Source organism: Gordonia otitidis NBRC 100426 (assembly GCF_000248075.1).
GTDB classification, from domain to species: Bacteria; Actinomycetota; Actinomycetes; order Mycobacteriales; family Mycobacteriaceae; genus Gordonia; species Gordonia otitidis.
The window spans coordinates 1-21,835 of sequence record NZ_BAFB01000217.1; the positions used below are offsets into that span (position 1 = coordinate 1).

Annotated in this window: 16 protein-coding genes and 1 tRNA gene; 12 read left to right on the forward strand and 5 right to left on the reverse strand. The window is 65.2% G+C overall.

Annotated elements, in window-relative coordinates:
- From GOOTI_RS20735 to GOOTI_RS20745, 3 genes are all read left to right on the forward strand, one after another.
- On the forward strand, positions 1-1,086 hold a 1,086-nt coding region (locus GOOTI_RS20735; RefSeq protein ID WP_007240572.1), incomplete at its 5' end, for a uracil-xanthine permease family protein.
- A gap of 178 nt (positions 1,087-1,264) precedes the next feature.
- Positions 1,265-1,338: transfer RNA gene (locus tag GOOTI_RS20740), tRNA-Arg, on the forward strand.
- A gap of 376 nt (positions 1,339-1,714) precedes the next feature.
- Positions 1,715-2,152, forward strand: coding sequence for a single-stranded DNA-binding protein (locus GOOTI_RS20745; RefSeq protein WP_007240573.1), 438 nt, complete (start codon positions 1,715-1,717; stop codon positions 2,150-2,152).
- 69 nt (positions 2,153-2,221) lie between these two features.
- Here the strand turns inward: GOOTI_RS20745 and GOOTI_RS20750 are convergent, their stop codons facing one another.
- The gene (locus tag GOOTI_RS20750) at positions 2,222-3,082 is read right to left on the reverse strand and encodes a formylglycine-generating enzyme family protein (RefSeq protein WP_217997296.1); all 861 of its coding nucleotides are present in this window, start codon (positions 3,080-3,082) and stop codon (positions 2,222-2,224) included.
- A gap of 275 nt (positions 3,083-3,357) precedes the next feature.
- On the opposite strand from GOOTI_RS20750, the gene ettA reads away from it, so the two are divergent.
- The 4 genes from ettA (at position 3,358) to GOOTI_RS20770 (ending at position 11,108) form a co-directional block, all read left to right on the forward strand.
- On the forward strand, positions 3,358-5,034 hold the full coding sequence (gene ettA / locus GOOTI_RS20755) for an energy-dependent translational throttle protein EttA (RefSeq protein WP_007240575.1): 1,677 nt from the start codon (positions 3,358-3,360) through the stop codon (positions 5,032-5,034).
- Positions 5,035-5,098: 64 nt separating this feature from the next.
- Entirely contained in the window at positions 5,099-9,898 is a 4,800-nt protein-coding gene (locus tag GOOTI_RS20760; RefSeq protein ID WP_007240576.1) for an NAD-glutamate dehydrogenase, read from the forward strand.
- Positions 9,899-9,948: 50 nt separating this feature from the next.
- Complete coding sequence (locus GOOTI_RS20765) at positions 9,949-10,410, forward strand: acyl-CoA thioesterase (protein ID WP_007240577.1); 462 nt, start codon at positions 9,949-9,951, stop codon at positions 10,408-10,410.
- Complete coding sequence (locus GOOTI_RS20770; protein ID WP_007240578.1) at positions 10,407-11,108, forward strand: DUF8010 domain-containing protein; 702 nt, start codon at positions 10,407-10,409, stop codon at positions 11,106-11,108. The genes GOOTI_RS20765 and GOOTI_RS20770 overlap by 4 nt, the downstream gene beginning before the upstream one ends.
- 66 nt (positions 11,109-11,174) lie before the next feature.
- On the opposite strand, the gene GOOTI_RS20775 is transcribed toward GOOTI_RS20770, so the two are convergent.
- On the reverse strand, positions 11,175-13,073 hold the full coding sequence (locus tag GOOTI_RS20775) for a glycoside hydrolase family 13 protein (RefSeq protein ID WP_085949819.1): 1,899 nt from the start codon (positions 13,071-13,073) through the stop codon (positions 11,175-11,177).
- Positions 13,074-13,164: 91 nt separating this feature from the next.
- Complete coding sequence (locus GOOTI_RS20780) at positions 13,165-13,605, reverse strand: globin (protein ID WP_007240580.1); 441 nt, start codon at positions 13,603-13,605, stop codon at positions 13,165-13,167.
- Between the two features lie 181 nt (positions 13,606-13,786).
- Between GOOTI_RS20780 and ctaJ the strand changes: the two genes are divergently transcribed.
- The gene (gene ctaJ / locus GOOTI_RS20785; RefSeq protein ID WP_007240581.1) at positions 13,787-14,035 is read left to right on the forward strand and encodes an aa3-type cytochrome oxidase subunit CtaJ; all 249 of its coding nucleotides are present in this window, start codon (positions 13,787-13,789) and stop codon (positions 14,033-14,035) included.
- Complete coding sequence (locus GOOTI_RS20790; RefSeq protein WP_007240582.1) at positions 14,022-14,522, forward strand: DUF5130 domain-containing protein; 501 nt, start codon at positions 14,022-14,024, stop codon at positions 14,520-14,522. Before ctaJ ends, GOOTI_RS20790 begins: the two co-directional genes overlap by 14 nt.
- Before the next feature lie 106 nt (positions 14,523-14,628).
- On the opposite strand, the gene GOOTI_RS20795 is transcribed toward GOOTI_RS20790, so the two are convergent.
- Complete coding sequence (locus GOOTI_RS20795) at positions 14,629-16,086, reverse strand: C4-dicarboxylate transporter DctA (protein ID WP_007240583.1); 1,458 nt, start codon at positions 16,084-16,086, stop codon at positions 14,629-14,631.
- A 169-nt stretch (positions 16,087-16,255) separates the two neighbouring features.
- On the opposite strand from GOOTI_RS20795, the gene GOOTI_RS20800 reads away from it, so the two are divergent.
- Both GOOTI_RS20800 and GOOTI_RS20805 read left to right on the forward strand, forming a co-directional pair.
- Positions 16,256-17,818: a sensor histidine kinase gene (locus tag GOOTI_RS20800; protein WP_007240584.1), complete on the forward strand. Its 1,563-nt coding sequence runs from the start codon at positions 16,256-16,258 to the stop codon at positions 17,816-17,818.
- On the forward strand, positions 17,815-18,507 hold the full coding sequence (locus GOOTI_RS20805; RefSeq protein ID WP_007240585.1) for a response regulator: 693 nt from the start codon (positions 17,815-17,817) through the stop codon (positions 18,505-18,507). Before GOOTI_RS20800 ends, GOOTI_RS20805 begins: the two co-directional genes overlap by 4 nt.
- 10 nt (positions 18,508-18,517) lie before the next feature.
- Here the strand turns inward: GOOTI_RS20805 and pepN are convergent, their stop codons facing one another.
- On the reverse strand, positions 18,518-21,088 hold the full coding sequence (gene pepN / locus GOOTI_RS20810; protein ID WP_007240586.1) for an aminopeptidase N: 2,571 nt from the start codon (positions 21,086-21,088) through the stop codon (positions 18,518-18,520).
- 126 nt (positions 21,089-21,214) lie between these two features.
- Between pepN and GOOTI_RS20815 the strand changes: the two genes are divergently transcribed.
- Positions 21,215-21,823 (forward strand): mycothiol-dependent nitroreductase Rv2466c family protein, encoded by a 609-nt coding sequence (locus GOOTI_RS20815; protein WP_007240587.1) that lies wholly within the window; start codon positions 21,215-21,217, stop codon positions 21,821-21,823.
- Positions 21,824-21,835 lie beyond the last annotated feature (12 nt).

Consider the following 21,835-nt stretch of genomic DNA (forward strand, 5'->3'; position numbering starts at 1 on the left):
TTCTCGGGAATCGGCACACTGCTGTTCCTGATCATCACCGGCAACCGCCTGCCGAGCTACCTCGGCTCGAGCTTTGCGATCATCGCCCCGGTGCTGGCTGCGACGGCGTCGAACGGTCAGTCGTCGGCGCTCGGCGGGATCGTCGTGGTGGGTGCGTTGCTCGCGGTGATCGGCGTCATCGTGCACTTCGCGGGCATCAGGTGGATCGACCTGGTGATGCCGCCGATAGTCACCGGCACGATCGTGGCGTTGATCGGGTTGAATCTCGCGCCGTCGGCGAAGACGAACTTCGAGAAACAGCCGGTGACCGCCACCGTGGTGCTCGTGCTTCTCGTCGTGTCGATAGCGCTGCTTCGAGGACTGCTCGGACGGCTTGCGATCGTGCTCAGTGTGGTGATCGGATACGTGCTGGCACTGATCCGCAACGAGGTCGACACCAGCGCGATCCACACCGCGAGTTGGATCGGGCTCCCCGATTTCCAGACCCCGACATTCCACATCTCGGTGATACCGACGTTCCTGCCGGTGGTGCTGGTGCTGGTCGTCGAGAACATCGGACACGTGAAATCCGTTGCGATGATGACCGGTTCGAACTTCGACGACCGGATGGGCAGGGCGCTGTTCGCCGACGGTCTGTCGACGATGATCGCCGGGTCGGGCGGAGGGTCGGCGACCACGACCTACGCCGAGAACATCGGGGTCATGGCGGCCACCAAGGTGTACTCGACGGCGGCCTACTGGGTTGCGGGCGCAGCGGCCATCCTGCTGGGACTCTGTCCGAAGATCGGTGCGGTGATCGCCTCGGTGCCGCCCGGAGTGCTCGGTGGCATCACGACCGCGCTGTACGGACTCGTCGCCATCATCGGTGTGCACATCTGGGTGACCAACCGCGTCGACTTCTCCAGGCCGATCAACCAGTTCACCGCGGCCATTCCGCTCATCATCGCGATCGCCGACTTCTCGTGGAGCATCGGTGATGTGAGCTTCGGTGGCATCGCGATCGGCGCGGTCTGTGCGCTGCTGATCTATCACACGATCCGGCTCATCGGTGGCTGGCGTGGGACGGCCGGAGTTCGAGGCTCCTGACGGCCGCTACCGCGGATGTGTCGACGCCACACGCCGTCGCCATGGTTGGGATACTGCAGACCGACCGCTGCCGATCCGGACCAACGCCTCCTCGTGTTGCGGTTGCGATCAGTCACGCTCAGCCAGACCGATCGCAACCCCATCGACATGGCCACGTACACTCTGCGTGTCGGTTTTCGCCTCCGTAGCTCAGGTGGATAGAGCAAGGGCCTTCTAATCCCTAGGTCGCAGGTTCGAGTCCTGCCGGGGGCACTGTGACACCTTCGCCGGCCTCCGGCCGGTGTGCGCCCACTGTGTTTGAAGGAGATTCACGCGGGCGCACTGTGACACCTTTGCCGGCCTCCGGCCGGTGTCGACATTCTTGCCGGCCTCCGGCCGGTGTCAGCGAATGCGATGAGCCGTGTTCTGCGCCGCTGGCCGCCCGTTACTGTCGCAGCTCCCGGTGCTGATCCACGTGGCGGGTTGTCCACAGACTTCCTGCACGCGCATCCCACGGGGAAGTTGTCCACAGATCGCTGTCGCGGCCGTTTCTGCCTGTGATTCTGCGGAATGCTCACCTGCAGCCACCTCAGCCGGGTTCGAGCCCGGCTTCTGCAGAGGTATGGCTCATCACGGCAGGAGCAGACCAATGTACGAAACGTATTCGACGATCATCGGGCGCGTGATCTCCGAGCCCAGGCGTAACCGGACGGCTGCAGGCGACGAGGTGATCTCGTTCCGGGTGGCGAGCAACTCGCGACGACGTGACCGGGCGACGGGCGAGTGGATCGACGGCCACAGCCTCTATGTGACGGTCTCCTGCTGGCGGCGTCTGGTCGCCGGTGTCGCCGGGGCCATCGACAAGGGGCGACCGGTGATCGTGCACGGGGCGATCCACACGAACAACTACACGACCAGTGACGGTGAGGCACGCACCGAGTTGGAGATGGTTGCCGACTCGGTCGGGCTCGACCTCGCGCGGTGCGTCGTCGACTACCGCGGTCGCGGCGACGGCGGTGGTAACGCGACGGCAGGCGCGGAACAGTCCGGCACGACCACGGTCGAGGAGTCAGATGCTGCGGCGTGACCGGGAATCCCGTTGCGGCGAGCGACAGAGGGGTTCGCTCGCCGCGACGGGGTCAGCGGCAGTAGCCGGTCACGGTTGCGCGACACTGTCTGCCGCACAGCGGAATCCGAGATGAGAGGTCGCTGAGTCGTCGGATTGTGGTGAGCGGGCAGCGGGCCGGTAGCGTCGACAGTACTGCGGCGAGCACAGGTGGGAGCCGCCTTTGGTGACACGGCGTACGCGTGGTGACGTGGTCGGGGCGAGGAGGTCCTGTCTGCCGTCGGGGGAGACGGTCGATAGTCCGGGCGGGATATGGCGCGGTGCGAACACATTCGACGTGCGTTCCCAGACGTTGCCGATCATGTCGAGAAGGCCGAAGCCATTGGGTGGATAGCTGCCGATTTTCGACGTCCCGGCCCACCCGTCGCTGGCGTACGGGAAATCGCCGATCCACGTGTTGGCGAGGATCTCGCCGTCGGGGTGCAACTCGTCGCCCCACGCGTATTCGTGTCCCGCGACGCCTCCTCGCGCGGCGAACTCCCACTCGGCCTCGGTCGGGAGTCGTCGCCCGATCCAGTCGGCATAGGCGACCGCGTCTGCATAGGCGATCTGGGTGACGGGGTGGTCCTCGTAGCCGACGAGGTCGCTGCGGGGTCCGAGTGGGTGCTTCCACGATGCGCCCGGTTCCCACCGCCACCACTGTCGCCAGTCGGCGAGGTCGACGGGTCCAGACGTCGGCGTGAACACGAGTGCACCGGGTACGAGGCTGACTGGGTCGGCGCCCGGAAAATCGGCCGGGTCGATCTCGCGTTCGGCGACCGTCACGTAGCCGGTGGCGGCGACGAATGCCGCGTATTGGGCGTTGGTCACGGGATGACGTTCGATGGAGAAAGCGCCTATTCGACGCTCGTGCGCGGGGCGCTCCTCGGGATAGAACCGATCCGACCCCATACAGAACAGACCACCGTCGAGTGCGACGAGCTCGGTCGGCTGCGGTGAATCGGTCACCCTCTCGATGGTGCCAGTCTCACAGCGACATGTCCGCAGCCCCGGTTCGCAGCAGATCGTCCTCGACCGTGTGGGAGCGTGGCGCGTCACGTCGATAGAGTGGTACGCGACGTTGCGCCCAGAGCCTGTCCTGTCATCGGAGTGCGCCACCCCGCACGAGGTTCACGGGATCGGGGCTCCGGCGCAGATGACCACAAAACCGCAGGTGAGGACAATACGTGGCTGGCGAGTTCATATACACGATGAAGAAGGTGCGCAAGGCGCACGGTGACAAGGTCATCCTCGATGACGTCACCATGTCCTTCTATCCCGGAGCCAAGATCGGCGTCGTCGGTCCCAACGGTGCCGGCAAGTCGTCGATTCTCAAGATCATGGCCGGTATCGACCAGCCGTCGAACGGAGAGGCATTCCTCGATCCCGAGGCCACGGTCGGCATCCTCCTGCAGGAACCGCCCCTCAACGAAGAGAAGACGGTCAAGCAGAACGTCGAAGAAGGCATGGGTGAGATCAAGGAGAAGCTCGACCGGTTCAACGAGATCGCCGAGCAGCTCGCCACCGACTACTCCGACGAACTCATGGAGGAGATGGGCAAGCTCCAGGAGGACCTCGACAACGCCGATGCCTGGGATCTCGACTCCCAGATCGACCAGGCCATGGACGCGCTCCGGTGCCCGCCGGGCGATTCGCCGGTCACACATCTGTCAGGTGGTGAGCGTCGCCGCGTCGCACTGTGCAAGCTGCTGCTCTCCAAGCCCGATCTGCTGCTGCTCGACGAGCCGACCAACCATCTCGACGCCGAAAGCGTGTTGTGGCTCGAGCAGTTCCTGGCGTCGTACCCCGGCGCAGTGCTCGCCGTGACGCACGATCGCTACTTCCTCGATCACGTCGCCGAATGGATCTGTGAGGTCGATCGCGGCAAGCTCCATCCGTACGAGGGCAACTACTCGACCTATCTGGAGAAGAAGGCCGAGCGTCTCGAGGTGCAGGGCAAGAAGGATCAGAAGCTGCAGAAGCGCCTGAAGGAAGAGTTGGCGTGGGTGCGCTCCGGCGCCAAGGCCCGGCAGACGAAGAACAAGGCACGCCTGTCGCGCTACGAGGAGATGGCTGCCGAGGCCGAGAAGACGCGCAAGCTCGACTTCGAGGAGATCCAGATCCCCACCCCGCCACGCCTGGGTGACGTGGTGGTCGAGGTCTCCAACCTCGACAAGGGATTCGACGGCCGGGTGCTGATCAAGGATCTGTCGTTCACGTTGCCGCGCAACGGAATCGTGGGTGTGATCGGACCGAACGGTGTGGGTAAGACGACGCTGTTCAAGACCATCGTCGGCCTCGAGGAACCCGATTCGGGTTCGGTCAAGGTCGGCGAAACGGTCAAGCTCAGCTATGTCGATCAGAACCGCGCCAACATCGACCCGAAGAAGAACGTCTGGGAGGTCGTGTCCGACGGCAACGACTACATCGAGGTCGGCCAGAACGAGATGCCCTCACGCGCGTACGTCAGTGCGTTCGGATTCAAGGGGCCGGATCAGCAGAAGCGCGCGGAGGTTCTCTCCGGCGGTGAGCGTAATCGCCTCAATCTGGCGTTGACGCTCAAGGAGGGCGGCAACCTGATCCTGCTCGACGAGCCGACCAACGACCTGGACGTCGAAACGCTCGGCTCTCTCGAGAACGCGCTCGAGTCCTTTCCGGGCTGCGCCGTGGTCATCAGCCACGATCGGTGGTTCCTGGACCGGACCTGCACCCACATTCTCGCGTGGGAGGGCAATGTCGAAGAGGGCCAATGGTTCTGGTTCGAGGGCAACTTCGAGGCGTACGAGGCGAACAAGGTCGAGCGCCTCGGGCCCGACGCCGCGCGGCCTCACCGGGTGACTCATCGGAAACTCACTCGCGACTGAGGCACGTCACTACCATCGCTGTAGGGCGTGTCATGGAGGTCGGCCCCGGCCTCCTCAAGAGAAGGTGAGTGCGGTGTCTCAAGTGAGTGCTCTGCTGCCTGCAGCGGTGGGTTGCTATCTGAACGCAAGCAATTCTCCTGGCAATGCACACGCCCAGACGGCCGCGACGGGGACCGGTTCCGCCGTCGACTCCGGGGCCTTCCCCGGAATCGACGAGGCCGATCTCGAGCGTGTGCGTCGGCACGTCGGGTTGGCGAGCACACGCGCACCGGGACAGTGCCTCGTCGACGTCAGCGCCGGGGCGGCGGGCACCGAGATCGTCGTCGTCAACGACGACATGCCGCTGCTCGTCGAAGCGGTGTTGACCGTCGTCGAGGCGCATGGGCTCACCGTCAGTCGTATCGACCATCCGGTCATGTCGGTCTCGCGCGACGACTCCGGCACGCTCACCGAGATCGGCGCGGGACCTGACCGCAGCACCGAGTCGTGGATCTACGTGGTTGCGGTGTCCAGCAGAGGCGACGTCGACGTCGACGCCCTGCGCAGTGCACTGGTCGATGTCATCGCGCGCGTCGGCGACGTCGACCGAGATGCCCTCGACATGCGCGGACGCCTCTCATCGTGTGGCGCCGACTGCGCCGTTGCACCGACCACGACACAGTCGGGAATCGCGGCCGTCGACCGCTACGAGTACTCGCGGTTGCTCGACTGGTTCGCCGGCAACCATTTCGTGCCGCTCGGCTACTGCAGGGTCAGCATTGACAGGCAGACGACGCAGGGGCGCGGCCTGTGGCGAGCCGGCTCGCTGGCCAACGGGTTCCCCGTGCTCACCGATCCGCCGCTGCTGCCGCGGGTGTCGCGGGTCTATCTCGAAACCGGCGTGCAGCGATCCAATTATCCGATCCTGATCCAGGTGCCGGAGTTCGACGCCTCGGGTGCCCACGTGGGAGAGCACCGGTTCCTGGGCACATTCACGTCGTCGGGCCTGCATCAGACGATCCTCGACGTCCCGGTGCTGCGCGGCAAGGTGCACGAAGTGATCCGTCGCGCCGGCGTCGAGGAGGATTCGTTCGCCGGGCAGTCGATGATCGAACTGCTGCAGAACTATCCACTTGTGGAGATGTTCGCCTCGTCCGACGCTGAGTTGAGCAAACGGATCGCGGAGATGCTCGACGCCGCCGCCACGCGGACGCTTCGCGCTTTCGTCCGCGTCAATCCGCAGGGCAGCACCGCCACCGCTCTGATCTATCTGCCGCGTGACCGCTACAACACGCAGAACCGACTGGCACTGCAGAGCGTCGTGTCCGAGAAGTTGCACGGCACCGCGCTCGAGTACTCGGCGCGTGTCAGCGAGATGCCGCTCGCCCTACTCCAGGTCATGGTGCGCGTCGACCGGGACGAGGCGGCTGGGCTGGGAACGTTCGACTTCGGGACGACGGAGCAGCGCGATATCCAGAGTGCACTCTCGAGCGCGATCCGCACCTGGGATGAACGATTCCGCGAGGCAGCGGGTGGACTCGACGCCGGGTCGACTCGGCTCCCTACGGGCGGAGTCGACGCACTTCTGCGATTGCTTCCCGCGTTGCCCGACGAGTACAAGGACCAGCGCGCGCCCGCCGCGGCCGTTGCCGACCTGATCCGCGTCGCCGACCTCGGCGCAGGTGACCTCACCGTCGCGCTCGGGCCTACAGACACCGAACCCGGTGCAGTCTGGAACTTCACGCTCTATCTGTGCGGCGAGGCGGCGACGCTCACCGATGTACTTCCGGTGCTGCACAGCCTCGGTCTCGACGTCGTCGACGAACACCCGTACCGTCTGGTCCGTCCGGACGGCCAGGTCTGTCACGTCTACGAGTTCAGCGTCACGCTCGCCGACGGGATGTCCGTCGATTCCGAGTCGACGTCGGATCTCGCCGACCGGTTCACCGACGCGTTCGTCGAGATCTGGCGGCAGCGCGCCGAGATCGACGCGTACAACGAGTTGGTCATCCGGTGTGGTCTCGACTGGCGTTACGCGGCAATGCTCCGCGCGTACGGGCGATATCTGCGACAGTGCGGGTTCTCGTACAGCAACACACTCGTTGCCAGGACACTCGGCGAACACCGCGACGTCACACGGGGTCTGGTCACCTTGTTCGAGACGTCCTTCGATCCGGCGCGCGCCGACGAGCTACAGCGCGAGAACGCAGTGGCTCGGCTGGGTCAGGACATCGGCAAAGTCCTCGGTCTCGAGGCCGACCGCATCGTCTCGGCGTTCTCGGCGGTCATCCGTGCCACCTCGCGTACCAATTTCTATGTCCGAGACGACGACTCCGACCGGCCGGTCATGTCGTTCAAGGTGCGGCCCAGGGAGATCCCGCAGACTCCCGAGCCGCGCCCACTGCACGAGATCTTCGTGTACTCACCGCGCGTCGAGGGAGTCCACCTGCGTTTCGGGGCGGTGGCGCGTGGCGGCCTGCGGTGGTCGGATCGACGTGAGGACTTCCGCACGGAGATCCTCGGCTTGGTGAAGGCCCAGGCCGTGAAGAACGCCGTGATCGTGCCCGTGGGTGCGAAGGGTGGTTTCGTCGTGAAGCGTCCGCCCGCGGCGACCGGCGATGCCGCCGCCGATCGCGACGCCACGCGCGCCGAAGGCGTTGCGCGCTATCGGGATTTCATCTCTGGCCTGCTCGACGTCACCGACAACCTCGACCGTCAGACCGGCACTGTCATCCCCGCGCGCTCGGTGATCCGTCGTGACGGAGACGACTCCTATCTCGTCGTCGCGGCGGACAAGGGAACGGCCACGTTCTCCGACATCGCCAACGACGTCGCCGCCCGGTACGACTTCTGGCTCGGCGATGCGTTCGCCTCCGGTGGGTCCGCAGGTTACGACCACAAGGCGATGGGTATCACGGCGCGGGGTGCGTGGGAGTCGGTCAAGCGGCACTTCCGTGAGATGGGTGTCGACACCCAGTCGCAGGACTTCACCGTGGCGGGCATCGGCGACATGAGTGGCGATGTCTTCGGCAACGGCATGCTCTTGTCCGAGCACATCCGACTCGTCGCGGCGTTCGATCACCGGCACGTGTTCGTCGATCCGAATCCCGACGCTGCGTCGTCGTATGCCGAACGCGCACGGCTCTTCTCGTTGCCGCGCTCATCGTGGGCGGACTACGACACCTCGCTGATCAGTGAGGGGGGCGGTGTCTGGTCGCGCGAGACGAAGTCGATCCCGGTCAGTGCTCAGATGCGCACAGCCCTCGGACTCGGTGCCGAGGTCGATGCATTGTCGCCGCCCGAACTGATCCACGCGATCCTCCTGGCCCCGGTCGACCTGCTGTGGAACGGCGGCATCGGTACGTACATCAAGTCGTCGTCGGAGTCCGATGCCCAGGTGGGCGACAAGGCAAACGATGCGATCCGCGTCGACGGAGATCAATTGCGCGCCAAGGTTGTCGGAGAAGGCGGCAACCTCGGCGTCACCGAGCGGGGGCGGATCGAATTCGATCTCGCCGGAGGTCGGATCAACACCGATGCGATGGACAACTCGGCCGGCGTCGACTGTTCCGACCACGAGGTCAACATCAAGATCCTGCTCGATGCCGCGGTCTCTGCGGGCCAACTCGAGCACGCCGACCGCGATCCGCTCCTGGAGTCGATGACGGACGAGGTCGGCGACCTCGTGCTGGCGGACAACGTGTCGCAGAACTCCGAACTGGGGTTCTGCCGCGCCTATTCGCTCGACCGGGTCGACGTCCACGCTCGTCTCCTGCACGAGATCGCCGCGCGCGGCGTGGATCTGAAACTCGAAGCACTACCGACACCGCAGGAGCTGATCAAGCGTCTGCACTCCGACGTGCACCGCGGGCTCACCTCGCCCGAGCTGGCGACACTGATGTCCCATGTGAAACTCATCGCGAAGGAGGACCTCCTCGGCGGGGATCTGCCGGAGAACGATGTGTTCGAAGGCCTTCTGGCGGACTACTTCCCGGTCCCGCTTCGTGAACGGTTCGCCGACGGCATCCACGCCCACCGTCTACACCGCGAGATCGTCACCACGGTCCTCGTCAACGAAGTGGTCGACCGTGCGGGCATCACACACCTGTTCCGGCTGGGTGAATCGACCGGAGCCACGACCGAGGAGGCGGTGCGCGCCTACGTCGTCGCCGATCGTGTCTTCGGTCTCTCGGAGCTGTTCGCGCGTATCGTGCACGCCGATGCTCCGGTGGAGGCCATCGACGAGATGATGCTGTATGCGCGGCGCCTGCTGTTCCGGGCGTCGCGGTGGTTGCTCGCCTTCCGCCCGCAACCCCTGGCGATGGCCGCAGAGGTCACCCGATACGGCCAACAGGTGGCAGACCTGACCGCTCTGATCGACAGTTGGTTCGGGCCGCAATCGGCTGCCGACGTCGAGCACCGTGTGACGCACTACCGTGAGCTCGGTGTCGAGACCGATCTCGCTCACGATGTCGCGATCAGTCTTCATCGGTTCTGCCTGCTCGACATCGTCGATACCGCCGAGATCGCCGATCGGGATCCCGTGGAGGTCGGCGAGCTGTACTTCGCGATCATGGAGCACTTCGGCCTGGAGGAACTACTCACCGCCGTGTCGACACTCGAATACGGCGACCGCTGGCATGCGTTGGCGCGCTTGGCTCTTCGTGATGACATGCACGGAGCGCTCCGTGCCCTCACGCTCACGATCCTGCAGAGCAGCGAACCCGACGAAGCCGCGGGCGAGAAGATCTCCGAGTGGGAGTCGTCGCATTCGTCACGGTTGGCGCGGGTGCGAACCATGCTCTCCGACATCGAGCACGGCCCCGACCTCGACCTCGCCACACTGTCGGTTGCCGCCCGACAACTCCGCAGCCTCATCAGGTAGCGAATCTCAGACCAGCACGAAGATCGACGCCCGAAGACGAAAGGAATGTCGTGCTCCACGAGGACGAAGGAATCAGGACCGACGACGGATACGTGGTCAAGGTTCCCGTCCGGTGGTCTGACATGGACGTGTTCGCACACATCAACCATGCGCGCATGGTGACCCTGCTCGAGGAAGCGCGCATTCCCTGGCTGTTCTACGACGAACGGCCGACCGCGCACCTGCGCACGGGGTGCGTCGTGGCCGACCTGCACGTGAAGTACCGCCAACAGGTGCGCCACGACGAGGGGCCGATCGCGGTCACCATGTTCGTCGAGAAGGTGCGCGCGGTCGACTTCGTCGTCGGGTACGAGGTGCGTCCTGATGCCGCGTCGCCCAGCGACAGGCCCGCGGTCACGGCGACAACGCAACTCGTCGCGTTCGATGTCGACGCACAACGACTGCGACGGCTCACCACAGGAGAACGTGAGTATCTCGAGAGTTTCCGCCGAACCCCGAGCGTCGACGCGTGACGGCACTACCCGAACGCTTCGTCATCGCCGCGGGACCCGGCGACCGGACCGACGCCACGGCTTTCGTCTCGCGGGCCATGCGGCTCGACGACGCGGCGGTGATCCGGGTGGTCGAGCGCTCAGACGGCCTACTCGCCCTGTGGGCGCACACCGGATTCGACGTCCTCGTCACCCGCTCGATCTTCGGGAGTGTCGCGCCGGCCGATCTCGTCGCCGATGCCGCGACCTTGGCCAGCCGGCTCGCGGAGGGGCGGCCGGGCGAACCGGTCGATCCCGGGATGTCGCTGGATTCTGCGTGGCGCGGTGCCCTCCCGATCCGTACCGGTTATCGCCACCTCGACGACGTCCCCGCACGCACCGTGGTCGAGCTGACCCGCGAGGGCGCTCGCCTCGCACGCGACGAGGGAAGCAACTTTGGCCCCGCGACCGGCCTCCTCGATCAGGGCGTCCTCGACGTCTCCTCCGGAGACGGAACGCTGACGGCGACGGTATCGCTGCGATCGCTGTTCGCGCTCACCGCGATGGGCTTCGTCCGGGATGCCGACGGACACGAGATCACCGAGACGTCGCCGATCGACGCGATCGGGGAGACCGAGCCCGTGCGGGTGCGGATGTCGGCAGCGTGGATCCGCATCGATGCGCGCTATGGCGCCGTTTATCAGCGCAGGCATCGCGACCTCGAGGTCACTGTGCTCTGACCGTGTGATCGCGGCCGACAGCACCGGCTCGCCGCCGATCAGATGGTCAGGATCAGATGGGGCCGATCAGATGAGCCAGGCCGCGGCGTTGGGTGCCAGCATGCCATCGACCAGGGGCGAGCTCGTCACGATGAGTTCGCCCGGCGGCAGACCGACCGGCTCGCTTGTGGTGTTGAGCGCGCACACGAGGTGTCCCTCCGAACGGCGGAACGCCAGACACCCCGCGGGTGCGCCGTACCACTCGATGCCATCTCCGGCGAACTCAGTTCTCTCGCTGCGTAACTCGATTGCAGTGCGGTACAGCGAGAGGGTCGAGTTCACGTCCTCGAGTTCACGCTCGACCGTGTACTGCGTCCACGACTCGGGCATCGGAAGCCACGTGTCGGGGTTGGTCGAGAAGCCGAACGGCGGTTCGGTGCCCTCCCACGGAAGCGGGACACGCGAGGCGTCGCGCCCGCGTTCGGTATGACCCGAGCGCTCCCACACCGGGTCCTGGAGTGCCTCGTCGGGGAGATCGGCGTTGGGTAGCCCGAGCTCTGCGCCGTTGTAGATGAAAATCGAACCGGGAAGGGCGAATTCGACGAGCGCCATGGCTCGTGCACGCGCAGTGCCCAGTGCGATGTCGCCGATGTCGGATGTCTCGGCGTCATCTTCTCGTGTGTCACGGCCGTAGCGCGTCACCTCGCGGTCGACGTCGTGATTCGACAACGTCCACGTCGGCGTCCCGTTGACGCTGTGCACAGCATCGAGCGAGTTCTCGATGGCGTCGCGGATGGCGTCGGCGTCGAAAGGTGCCTTGGCGAGGCGGAAGTTGAAGCCGAGATGCAACTCGTCGGGGCGGAGATACTCGGCGAACCGCTCGTTGTCGTCGACCCAGATCTCACCGACGTTCGCGGCGCCGGGGTATTCGTCGATGACCGCGCGGATCTTCCTGTGGATGTCATGGACTGCGTAGTTGTTGAAACGCGGGTCGTCATCGCGATTGACGAGTAGTCCTGCGGCCTCGACATCCATGTCGGGGAGGTCTGCGGGTTTGGCCATGCCGTGCGCGACGTCGATACGGAAGCCGTCGACGCCGCGATCGAGCCAGAAGCGCAGCGTCTTCTCGAGATCCTCGAAGACCTCGGGGTTCTCCCAATTCAGATCGGGCTGCTCACGCGCGAAGATGTGCAGATACCACTGGCCGGGAGTGCCGTCGGCCTCGGTGACCCTCTCCCAGGCGGACCCGCCGAAGATACTCACCCAGTTGTTGGGTGGCTCGTCGCCGTTCTCGCCACGACCGTCGCGGAAGATGTAACGCGCGCGCTCGGGACTGTCCGGCCCGGCTGCGAGAGCGTCGATGAACCACTGGTGCTGATCGCTGGTGTGGTTGGGAACGAGATCCATGGTCACGCGTATCTCGCGTGCATGGGCCTCTTCGATCAACTCGTCGAACACCTCCAGGTCGCCGAAGAGCGGGTCGATGTCTCGCGGATCGGAGACGTCGTATCCGTGGTCGGCCATGGGGGAGCGCATGATCGGGCTCAGCCACAGTGCGTCGACGCCGAGGAGTTCGAGGTAACCGAGTTTGTCGATCACGCCGGCGAGGTCGCCGACGCCGTCACCGTTGAGATCGGAGAACGACCGAGGATAGATCTGATAGAAGATCGCCGACCGCCACCAGGTGTCGTCGGCAGGGTCCAGTTGTGCTGCGGCGAACCCGGCGACACTGTCAGCCGTGGTCACGCTCTCGTCATCTGCGGTCCCGACGACGCCGGGCTCCACGGTGTCGACTTCCGCGCTGTCGGCCTCCACGGTGTCGACTTCCGGGCTGTCGACCTCGACGACACGGGGCTCATCGGTGGCGGTGTCGGGCGCGTCGTCGACGGTGTCGGATGTGTCGTCGACGGTGTCCGGCGCGCTGTCGGGTTGCTTTTGCGCGCCGAGCGCGGCCTCGTTGACATCGTCGGGTGTCTCGTCGCTCACCGCGACAATTCTGCCCTACCTGTGTTTTCCCGTAGAAGACCAGGTGACGTCGGCGCGTCGTGTCCGATGTGCCCGACTGACCTCGATCGGATCAGAACGGCGAATTGACCATCGACTGTGCGGCCATCTCCATGTAGTCGACGAGAGCCTGCCTGTGCGGTGCGTCGAGTGTGTCGTCGTCGATCGACGCGATGGCGGTGTGCATGCAGCGCAACCAGGCGTCGCGGGCCAGGGGACCGATGGTGAAGGGCTGATGGCGCATGCGCAGTCGCGGGTGGCCACGTTCTTCGGAGTACGTGCGCGGGCCGCCCCAGTACTGCTCGAGGAACATTCGGAGTCGACGCTCGGCGGGCCCGAGGTCTTCCTCGGGATACATAGGCCGGAGGATCTCGTCGGCGGCGACCTCGCGGTAGAAGACTCTCGTCAGCTTCTCGAAGGTCTCGTGACCACCGACCTCGTCGTAGAACGACCGGTGGACTTCGGTGCTGGCCGGCTGACCGCCGACGGGGATGTTGCCGCTCACCGGATCCATTGTCCCCACGGCCGGGTGTGGTCTCAACATCGGCGCCGCAGATTGTCTACGACAGTCTGTAGGGGTCGGTGCCCGAAGGGCGGTGGTGTGGGCTAAATTGATCACACGACCTGTGCGGCGTGAATGTGCGAGCGCGTGTTCACCGGCCGTGCGCAAGAGGTTTACCGATCGGAAGGGTCTCATGGACAACTGGATTGTCTACATCGGAATGCCGGTCACGGTCCTGGTGATTTTCTTCGCTGCGGCGTGCGTGGTGTCGATGGCATTCTCAAGCGGCGTCAAGTACCCCAAACAGCAGGAATACACGCTCGACCAAGAGTGGGACCGGGCTCCGCTGCTGCTGTCGGCAACGGACATGGAACCGATTGCGTTGCCGCGTCACGCGGAACCCAACGATGTGGATGGAGGCTCGGCCAGTGCCAAGTGGTGAGATTTCGCAGTCGACCGGTACCGAGCGGACACCGGAGGTCGCCGCGACCTCCGCGCTTCCGGTCGGCACGGTCATCACGAACAGCGGGCGTGTCTCGGCCACCCGGTTTCCGGGCCAGACCGCGACGACTCCGCCGTTCTCGCGTGACGAACTGATCGCACTCGACGACGCGCTGCAGGCTGCCAGCGAGAAGGCACTCGTGCGCTTCTCTGTCTACATCGGCGAGCTCGGCCCCGACCCGGTCGCAGACGCACGCGAGGTGCTGCTCAAGTCAGCACCAGAGCCCGCATACGGAGCCCTGCTGGCAGTGTCGCCCAACACCCACGACGTCGTCGTGGTGTCGGGTAGCGAGGTCGCCGATCGCGTCAACGACCGCGTTGCCGACCTGGGCGTGACCGCGGCAATCGGAAGCTTCCGCCAGAACGAACTCATCGACGGACTGGTCTCCGCACTGCACGTGATGGCGACCGCCGCCGCACCGATCTGAACTCGTAACGAACCGAACTGCACACACGAGAATGGCCCGGGAGCAACTCCCGGGCCATTCTCGTGTGTGCAGTTGGTCCCATAGGCGACCAGCCAGCCGGCATCAGCTATGGGGCAACCAGGTCTCGGGTAGCCGGTGCCTTCTCCGCCGGCCCGGTCGCGGTCGGTCCGTCGTGCGCCTCGTCGCTTCTGACGGGCGTCTTGCCGATACCGTCGTCCACCATGTCCTTCTCGTCGAACGGGACGCGACCCGTGAGCACGTCGTCGACCCGATCCTTGTCGACGGTCCCTGTCCACGACCCGACGAGCAGCGTCGCGACCGCGTTGCCTGAGAAGTTGGTGACAGCGCGAGCCTCCGACATGAAACGGTCGATGCCCACGATGAGTCCGACTCCGTTCAGCATCGCCGGTTGATGGGCCTGTAGGCCGCCGGCCAGTGTGGCCAGGCCTGCGCCGCTCACGCCCGCGGCACCCTTCGACGCGATGATCATGAAGACGAGCAGGCTGATCTGTGCTCCGATCGACAGGGGAGCGCCCATGGCGTCCGCGATGAAGATCGATGCCATCGTCAGGTATATGGCGGTGCCGTCGAGGTTGAAGGAGTATCCCGTCGGAACGACGACGCCGACGGTGGACTTCTCCACACCGAGGTGCTCCATCTTGGCGATGAGCCGCGGCAGGGCAGACTCGGAGGACGAGGTGGCGAAGATGAGTAGGTATTCGCGAGCCAGATAGCGGACGAGTCGGAAAATGGAGACGCCCGCGACCGCCCGCAGGATCGCCCCGAGTACACCGAAGACGAACACGATGCACGTCAGATAGAAGGCGATCATCAGGATCAACAGCTGTCCGACCGCCGCCCACCCCGTCTGGCCGACGACGTTGGCGATCGCGCCGAATGCTCCGATCGGTGCCAGCCACAAAATCATGCTCAGGATCTTGAACACGAGCTTCTGGATGTAACCGACAGCGACGAGGATCGGCTCACCGCTCGAACCCATTGCCTGCAGTGCGAAGCCGACGAGAAGCGCGACGAACAGCGCCTGCAAGACGTTGCCCGACGTCAATGCAGACAGGAGCGAGTCGGGAACGATCCCCTGGATGAATGCCATCATCCCGCCGGACTCGTGGGCCTTCTCGGCCAGTTCCGAGCCCTTGCCTGCGGAGGCGCTGACGTTGAGACCCTCACCGGGTTTGATCAGATTTCCGACGACGAGCCCGATAGCGAGTGCGATGGTCGACATCACCAGGAAGTAGACGAACGCGAGACCGCCGACCTTGCCGACGGTCGCGGCCTTTCTGACCGACCCGATACCGAGCACGATGGTGCAGAAGATGACGGGCGCGATCATCATCTTGATGAGGCTGACGAAGATGGTCCCCAGTACGCCAAGGTCCTTGCCGATTCCCGGGGCGATGAGTCCGACCGCAACGCCGCCGACCACGGCGACGATGACCGCCAGGTACAGCCAGTGCGTCTTGTCTCGCTTCTTGGGCGTTGAGTTCAGGGTCTCGTCGCTCGTCGACGCGACCTCGGCGTCGTGGGATCGTCGTCTCACATTCATCGTGCTGTCCTTCCTGTCCTGCAGGCCGACGTTGACGCGCACCCGCTGTGGAAGATTGTCGGACGACCTCGTGATGTGAGTCACCATTGAGTTCATTTCGTTCATGGGGTCACCGTGATGAACTCGATGTCGATCGCGTACCGCGCGATCCTGGAAGGGTGGTGTCTACATGCTCCGATGGCGTCCTCGGACCCTTGCGGGTCAGGCCGTGGCGCTGCAATTGGCCGTCGTCCTGGTGATCGTGGTGTCCGCCGCGGCGCTCGCTTTACTGGATGCTCGATTCGATGGACTACGTGCCGCTCGCGATCAGGTGAGATCGGTGGCGGTGAGCATCGCTGACGCGCCCTCCACCGCCCGTGCGCTGGAGTCTCCTGACCCGAGCACGAGTCTGCAACCGGTGACCGAGGAGATCCGACCCGTCACCGGCGTCTCATTCATCACCATCATGAACACCGCCGGCGTGCGCTACACCCACACGACGCCCTCACTGATCGGGCAGCGATATCTAAGATCGACAAGCCAGGCGCTCCGCGGTGAGGTCTACACCGAGACCTACACGGGGACGCTCGGTCCGTCGATCCGTTCCATCGCTCCGGTCCGGAACGGCAACGGCGTGATCGTCGGGATGGTTGCCGCGGGGATCACGCAGGCCACCCTCACCGACGAGTGGTTGGAGCAACTGCCGCTGATCGCGTCGATCGGTCTGGTGGCCATCGTCGCGGCGCTGGGCGGTCTCTGGCTGATCCGGCGACGATTGTTGCGTCTCACCGGCGGTCTGGCGCCGGGAGAACTACGGGTGATGTACGACCACCACGACGCCGTGCTGCATTCGGTCACGGAAGGGCTCGTGGTGATCGACGACGGCCGGATCGTGCTGTGCAACGACGAAGCGCGACGACTGCTGGCGGGCAACCCGGCTGGCGAGAGCGTGGAATTCGACGACATGCCCGACTTCCTACTCGGCACAGAACCCCTCACGGACGTCCTCTACGTCGATCAGGGCCGGGTACTGGTGGTCAATCGTGCTCCCGTGACGTCGCGGCAGGGTAGCGCGGTCGTCACGATCCGAGACAGAACTGAATTATCCTCCGCAATAGGCGAATTGGATTCGCTCTCACGCTTCGCCGAAGCGCTCCGGTCGCAGGCACACGAGTCGGCCAACCGGCTGCACACGATGGTCGCGCTCATCGAGACGGGGCACGCGGAGCGCGCGGCCGCCCTCGCCACCGCAGATCTTGTCGTGTCACAGAGATTGGTCGACCGTGTCTCGGAGATGATCAGCGATCCCACCCTGAGCGCGTTGTTACTCGGGAAGTCGGCGCAGGCAGCCGAACGCGGGATCTCGATGACCCTCACGGAGGAGTCCGCGCTCGACGACGACGACACGTCGCCGCTGACCACTGACGAGACCATCACCGTCGTCGGGAACCTGATCGACAACGCGTTGGACGCCTGCGATCCGGCGGACGCATGGGTGGAGGTCACGGTTGCCGTGGACGACGGATCACTGCTGATCGTCGTCGCCGACAGCGGCCCGGGGATGACCGACGACGAATTCGAGAGAGCGTGCGGTCGGGGATACTCGACGAAGCCCGGCGGCGACGCCACGGGCAGAGGACTCGGTCTCGCCCTGGTTGCAAACGTGGTCAGCCGACATGGCGGCACCGTGCGAAGCGAACACACCTACGGTTCGGTCATCACCGTGGAGATCCCGAGCAGGGGGCAAGTGTGATCCGCGTGATGATCGTCGACGACGAACCGCTTCTGATCCAGGCGCACCGCGACTACCTGGCTCGGATCGGTGGCTTCGACGTGGTGGCGACGGCCGGTACTGCGCGGGAGGCGCACCGCGCGGCGATGGCTGCGGCGGCGGGCGGTGCGCCTGTCGAACTCGTGTTGCTCGATCTCGGACTGCCCGACGCAAGTGGCATCGAACTCGCGTCCGCGCTGTCGGGTCTGCGGCCCGACCCGGACATCATCGCCATCACAGCGGCCCGCGATCTGCCGACGGTTCGCCGGGCGCTCACGCACGGTGCGCTGCTCTACCTGTTGAAACCGTTCTCATACGCCGCTTTCGCTGAGAAGATCGAGCATTACCTGCGCTACCGCGAGACCGTCGCCGGCGACGGTGATGCGGTGAGCCAGCGAGACGTCGACCGTGCCCTCGCCGCGCTGCGCACCGCCGACCCGCGGCGCGGTGCGCCGAAGGGCATGGCTCCCGAGACCACAGATGCCGTCGGCAGAGCGGTGCGCGATGCACCGGGCGGGCTGACCGCCTCGGAAGTCGCTGCACGGGTCGGCAGTTCGCGGGTCACCGCTTGGCGCTACCTGGAGCGGCTCGCCGACGCCGGCACGGTGCGCAGGGTCACCGAGTACGGCGGGGCGGGCCGCCCCCAGATCCGCTACGTCTGGGCCGGGTGATCCAACGACGTCACTCGGCGTCGAAGACCCTGGCGCGCAATGACCGTTCGACGCCCGCGCGGCCCTCGACGATCAGCCTTTTGAGCGCCGTCGGATGGTCCTCGGCGAGGAAGGCGTCTGCCTTGTCGAGCGCCTCGGGCGTGATCTCCCACGAGGGATACAGTCCGTTGACCACGGTCTGTGCGACCTCGCTCGAGCGCCGCTTCCATACCTCGGGGACCGCCGCGAAGTATTTGTCGACGTAGGGCGCCAACAGCTCCGACTGGCCGGGCCGAGCGAACCCCGCCACGACCGCTCTGGTGTAGATGTTCGAGAGGGTGTCGTCGTCGAAGGCCGACCACGCGTCTGCCTTCGCTTCGGCGAGCGGGCGGGCTGCACGTGCGGTCGCGGCCTGGCGTGTGCCCGCCGCGGTGTTGTCGCGCTGAGCTTCGGCGTCGATCACAGGAGTCGACGCCGGATCGCCGTCGATGGCTCCCGCAGTCGCCAGCGCGAGTACGAGCTTCCAGCGCAGGTCCGCGTCGACGGTCAGCCCGGCAAGACCGTGCTCGGCCGGGTCGTCGCCGTCGAGGAGCGCCCGCACCACCGCGATCTGTTCGTCGAACAGCCTGCCCGAGAGCAGTGTGTTCACGAACGCGAGCTGATGATCGGACCCCGACTCGGCAGCGCGGGCGAGTTCGAGGAGGCGCGAGCTGAACCCGGGCCATCCGACGGTCTGCGCCCACCCCGGATCGGCGTAGGACTCGATCGCGGTCGTGGCCTGAAGCAGTACTCGCTGCACGACACCGATTTCGGTCTCGGCGGCGATGCCGTGCTCGACGAGCGCGACGAAATCACGGGCTTTCATCTCCGCCTGCCGGGTCATCTCCCACGCCGCCGACCACACCAGTGTGCGCGGCATCGAGTCGGTGATGTCGCCGATACGCGCGGTTGCCGTCGCGAATGACTCGGGATCGAGACGCACGGACGCGTAGGTCAGATCGTCGTCGTTGAGCAGGATCAGCTTGCCGCGCGGAACGCCCACGAGATCAGGCACCTCGGTGACCGACCCCTCGACGTCGAGTTCGACGCTCTGCACGCGTTCGAGCTTTCCCTGCGTGGTGTCGTCGTAGATGCCTACGCGCATGCGGTGCACGCGCGTCTCGCCCGCGCCGGGCGCCGCGCCGTCCTGGACGATGGCGAAACGCGTGAACGCGCCCGAGTCGTCGACGTCGAAGTCGGGGCGGATGACGTTGATGCCGGTGGTCTTGAGCCACTGGCTACCCCAGTCGGAGAGGTCGCGTCCCGATGACTTCTCCAGTGCGGCAAGCAGGTCCGAGAACGTCGCGTTGGAGAACTTGTGCGCGGTGAAGTAATCGCGCAGGCCGGCGAGGAAGTCGTCGACGCCGACGTAGGCAACCAACTGCTTGAGTACGGATGCGCCCTTGGCGTACGTGATGCCGTCGAAGTTGACCTCGACCGCGGCGATGTCGGGGATGTCGGCGGCCACGGGATGCGTCGAGGGCAGCTGATCCTGGCGGTAGGCCCACGACTTCTCGACGTTGGCGAACGTCGTCCATGCGCTCGTGTACTCGGTGGCCTCCGACTGACACAGCACCGAGGCGAAGGTGGCGAACGACTCGTTGAGCCACAGGTCGTCCCACCACTTCATGGTGACGAGGTCGCCGAACCACATGTGGGCCATCTCGTGTAGCACGGTCTCGGCACGTCGCTCGTAGTTGTAGTTCGTCACGCGTGACCGGAACACGTAGTCCTCGAGGAACGTGACGGCGCCCGCGTTCTCCATGGCACCGGCGTTGAACTCGGGAACGAAGAGCTGGTCGTACTTTCCGAACGCGTACGGGATGCCGAAGTTCTTGTGGTAGAACGCGAATCCCTGTTTGGTCTCGGTGAACAGGCGCTCAGCGTCCATGTATTCCGCCAGCGACGCCCTGCAATAGATCCCGAGTGGGATGGACCCGTGCTCGTCGGTGTAGGTGTCCGTCCATTCCGCATACGGCCCCGCGATGAGTGCAACGAGATAGGTACTCATGACAGGGGTTTCGGCGAAACGGTGCACTCCGCCGTCGACGGACTCGGTCGGTGCGTTCGAGATGACCTTCCAGTCGTCCGGAGCGGTCACCGTGATCGTGTACGTCGCCTTGAGGTCGGGCTGGTCGAAGCAGGCGAACATCCGTTTGGCGTCGGCGGTTTCGAACTGTGAGTACAGGTACACGGAGTCGTCGGTGGGGTCGACGAAGCGATGTAGACCCTCGCCGGTGTGTGAATAGGCGCAGTCGGCGACGACGACCAGTTCGTTGTCGGCGGCGAGATCGAGAAGCGGGATGCCCACCGATTCGTCGAAGTCGCTCACCTCGAGCGCTTTTCCGTTCAGGGTCACCGAGCGGAGTGTCGGGGCGACCAGATCGATGAAGGTCTGCGAACCGGGGGTCGCGGTGAATGTGACGGTGCTCGTCGACCGGAACGTCTTCTCTCCGGGCTTGCCGTTACCGTCGGTGAGATCGAGTTCCACGTCGTAATGGGATACGTCGATGGTGGTGGCGCGCTCGCGCGCCTGGTCGCGGGTGAGGTTCGGGGCAGTCACAATCGCCAGCTTAGCCGCGTAACGTCGGCGTGGAATCGATGTGGACCGTCAACGGTTGGAAGACACGTCACCCAACCGACGCGTCGAGCAGTGCTCATGACGTGATGACTCGAAGGGAATGCGCGGATGTCGCAGAAGGATCGTGTTGATTTCTGGTTCGACCCCCTGTGCCCGTGGTGTTGGATCACCTCCCGGTGGATCCTCGAGACCGAGCAGGTCCGCGACATCGACGTGCACTTCCATCTCATGAGTCTTGCCGTGCTGAACGAGGGTAAGGACATCTCCGACGACTACCGCGAGGGGCTCAAGAACGCGTGGCGTCCGGTCCGCGTGATCGCGGCAGCCGTCGCAGCGAAGGGCGACGACATCCTCGGGCCGCTGTACACGGCCATGGGGACCCGAATCCACAACCAGGGCAACAAGGATTTCGACGTGGTCATCCGGGAGTCGCTCGACGAGCTCGGTCTCGATCCCGAACTGGCCAAGGCCGCCGACTCGACCGAGTACGACGAGTGGATTCGCACCAGCCACCACGAGGGTATGGACAAGGTCGGTGACGATGTCGGCACGCCGACCATCCACGTCAACGGGGTCGCGTTCTTCGGCCCGGTGCTGTCACGGATTCCGCGCGGTGAGACCGCCGGGACCGTATGGGACGGAGCGGTCGCGCTCGCGTCGTATCCGCACTTCTTCGAACTCAAGCGCAGCCGAGACGAGGACCCGCAGTTCGACTGAGCTCGCCCGCGC